The sequence below is a fragment of the Ruegeria sp. BG9 genome, assembly GCF_056538305.1.
This window is the reverse complement of the sequence record NZ_JBQFSY010000021.1, coordinates 1-3,263: the sequence shown is the minus strand read 5'-3', so window position 1 is coordinate 3,263 and position 3,263 is coordinate 1. Positions and strand designations below refer to the sequence as shown.

The following is a 3,263-nucleotide window of genomic DNA, read 5'->3' as shown; positions in this document are numbered from 1 at the left end:
CACCGAATCGCACTCCACTTTACTCTCTTCACGTTGAGTTGGGTGGAAAGATGGTTGATTTTGCGGGCTGGGAGATGCCTGTTCAGTATCCGTTGGGGATTATGGGGGAGCACAAGCAGTGTCGTGAGAAGGCGGCTGTGTTTGATGTGAGCCATATGGGTCAGGTGACCCTGCGCGGTGAGAATGTGGGCGAGAAGCTCGAGGCGCTTTGCCCGCAGGCCTATGCAACGCTGAAGGAAGGCAAGGCGCGGTACGGGTTCTTTACGAATGAAGACGGCGGGATCATGGATGACCTGATCGTGTCAAACGCGGGGGATCACTATTTTGTGGTGGTGAACGCGGCGCTGCGCCATCAGGATATCCCGCATATGCAGGCCAATCTGGACGGCGTCGAAGTGACCGAGATCTTCGACCGCGCGCTGGTTGCGGTGCAAGGCCCCGCAGCGGAGAACGTTGTGGGTGAGCTTTGCCCGCCCGCCCGCGATCTGAAGTTCATGGAAACCACCGTGGCCGATATCAACGGCGTCGAATGCCGTATCTCGCGCCTGGGCTATACCGGTGAGGACGGGTACGAGATCTCGATCCCCGAGGACAAGGCGATTGAGATCACCCGCGCCTTCCTGGCGCATGAGGATTGCGAAGCGGCCGGTCTGGGCGCGCGCGACAGCCTGCGGCTGGAGGCCGGGCTGTGCCTTTATGGCAATGACATCGACCAGAGCACCTCACCCATCGAAGCCTCGCTGAGCTGGGCGATCCAGAAGCGCCGCAAGGAAGAAGGCGGGTTCCCGGGGGCCGAGCGCATCCAGCGCGAACTGGCCGAGGGCGCATCCCGCAAGCTGGTAGGCATCAAGCCCGAGGGCCGCGCGCCTGCGCGTCAGGGCGTTGAGATCCAGTGCACGGAAGGCAACACGATTGGCCAGATCACCTCGGGCGGGTTTGGCCCGACGGTCGGTGGCCCCGTTGCGATGGGCTATGTGTCCGCAGGCCATGGTGAGCCGGGCGAGACCGTCAATCTGATCATTCGGGGCAAGCCACAACCGGCCGAGATCGTGGCGCTGCCCTTCGTCACCCAGAATTACAAGCGTTGAAGTCAGGAGAGAGACAAGATGGCAACCTATTATTCCGAAGAGCACGAGTGGATCGACGTGAACGGCGACACGGCCACTCTGGGCATCACCAAACATGCCGCCGAGCAGCTGGGCGATGTGGTCTTCGTGGAACAGCAGGAAGTGGGTGACGAGTTCGAGAAAGACGGCGAGATCGGTGTGATTGAATCCGTCAAAGCGGCCTCGGAACTCTATGCCCCGGTTGATGGCGAGATCGTCGAGGTCAACGAGGCGCTGGCCGACAATCCTGGCGCGCTGAACGAAGACCCCGAAGGTGAGGCATGGATCTACAAGATCAAGATCACCGACGCGTCGCAGCTGGAAGATCTGATGGATGAGGCCGGCTACAAGGACTTCATCGGCTGATCCAGACCGGAGCCCTGCGCAGGGCTCCGCCCGTTCGGGCCGGACCGGCTCGTGATGATGTATCGGGGGCCTGCGTGGTCTCCGCCCGACCTGACTTATTCATAGGAGCGCTGCAATGGCTTTCAAACTGACTGACTACGAAGCCTATGACTTTGCCAATCGCCGCCACATTGGTCCCAGCCCGACCGAGATGCGCGACATGCTCAAGGTGATCGGCTTCAAGACGCTGGACCAACTGATCGACGCCACCGTCCCGCCGGCGATCCGCCAGAAAGAGCCGCTGGACTGGGGCCCGGCGATGACCGAGCGCGATGCGCTGTTCTACATGAAAGAGGTGGCGAGCAAGAACAAGGTTCTGACCTCGCTGATCGGTCAGGGCTATTACGGCACCACGACGCCTGCGCCGATCCTGCGCAACATTCTGGAAAACCCGGCCTGGTACACCGCCTACACACCTTATCAGCCCGAGATTAGCCAGGGCCGTCTTGAGGCGCTGTTGAACTTCCAGACCATGGTCAGCGATCTGACCGGGCTGGACGTGGCCAACGCGTCCTTGCTGGACGAAGCCACTGCTGCGGCCGAAGCCATGGCCATGGCCAAGCGCGGCGGTCGGTCCAAGGCCAACAACGCCGCCTTCTTCGTCGACAAGAACTGCCACCCGCAGACCATCGCGGTGATCAAAACCCGCGCCGAGCCTCTGGGCATCGACGTGCAGGTCGCCGATCCGGACACGCTGGATGCGGGCGCGGTCTTTGGCGCGATCTTCCAATACCCGGGCACCCATGGCCATGTGCGCGACTTCACATCGGAAATCGCCGCGCTGCACGAACATAAAGCCATCGCCATTGTTGCCGCCGACATCCTGTCGCTGGCCCTGCTGAAGTCACCGGGTGAGATGGGCGCGGATATCGCCATCGGCTCGACCCAGCGCTTTGGCGTGCCGATGGGCTATGGCGGCCCGCACGCGGCTTATATGGCGACCACCGACAAGCTGAAACGCTCGATGCCGGGCCGGATCATCGGCGTCAGCATCGACAGCCGCGGCAACAAAGCGTATCGCCTCGCGCTGCAAACCCGCGAGCAGCACATTCGCCGCGAGAAAGCGAACTCGAACGTCTGTACTGCGCAGGCGCTGCTGGCGGTGATTGCCTCGATGTATGCGGTCTATCACGGCCCCGATGGCATCAAGGCCATCGCGCAATCGGTACACCGCAAGACCTCGCGCCTGGCGGCTGGCTTGGAAGAGGCGGGCTTCTCGGTCGAACCCGAGGTGTTCTTCGACACCATCACCGTTGAGGTCGGCCATCTGCAGAAGACCGTCATGGAGGCCGCAGTGGCCCGGGGCGTCAACCTGCGCAAGGTCGGCGATACACGTGTGGGCATCAGCCTGGACGAACAGACCCGCCCCGAGACCATCGAAGCTGTCTGGGGGGCCTTTGGCATCGACAAGACAGACGACAGTTCGAACAAGCAGTACCGCCTGCCGGACTACGCGCTGCGCGAGACGCCCTATCTGACCCACGAGATCTTCCACAAGAACCGGGCCGAGGCCGAGATGACCCGCTATATGCGCCGTCTGGCCGACCGCGACCTGGCGCTGGACCGGGCGATGATCCCGCTGGGGTCGTGCACCATGAAGCTGAACGCTACGATCGAGATGATCCCGGTCACCTGGCCCGAGTTCGGCAATCTGCATCCGTTCTGCCCCGAAGATCAGGCGCAGGGCTATCACGAGATGATTGCCGATCTGAACGACAAGCTGTGCCAGATCACCGGCTATGATGCGATCTC

General features: G+C 62.1%; 3 protein-coding genes. All 3 read left to right on the top strand.

The window, feature by feature from the left end:
* A partial coding sequence (gene gcvT, locus ACR0I8_RS22015; protein ID WP_170693457.1) for a glycine cleavage system aminomethyltransferase GcvT occupies nt 1–1,088 on the top strand: 1,088 nt, incomplete at its 5' end.
* An 18-nt stretch (nt 1,089–1,106) separates the two neighbouring features.
* A complete protein-coding gene (gene gcvH, locus ACR0I8_RS22010; RefSeq protein WP_170381008.1) occupies nt 1,107–1,472 on the top strand; it encodes a glycine cleavage system protein GcvH in 366 nt (121 codons plus the stop codon).
* Nucleotides 1,473–1,587: 115 nt separating this feature from the next.
* Nucleotides 1,588–3,263 (top strand): aminomethyl-transferring glycine dehydrogenase (locus ACR0I8_RS22005; RefSeq protein WP_480703645.1); only part of this gene is annotated, 1,676 nt, incomplete at its 3' end.

Coding starts and splice junctions, on each gene's coding strand:
- gcvH (WP_170381008.1), top strand. CDS start 1,107: ATGGCAACCTATTATTCCGAAGAGCACGAGTGGATCGACGTGAACGGC.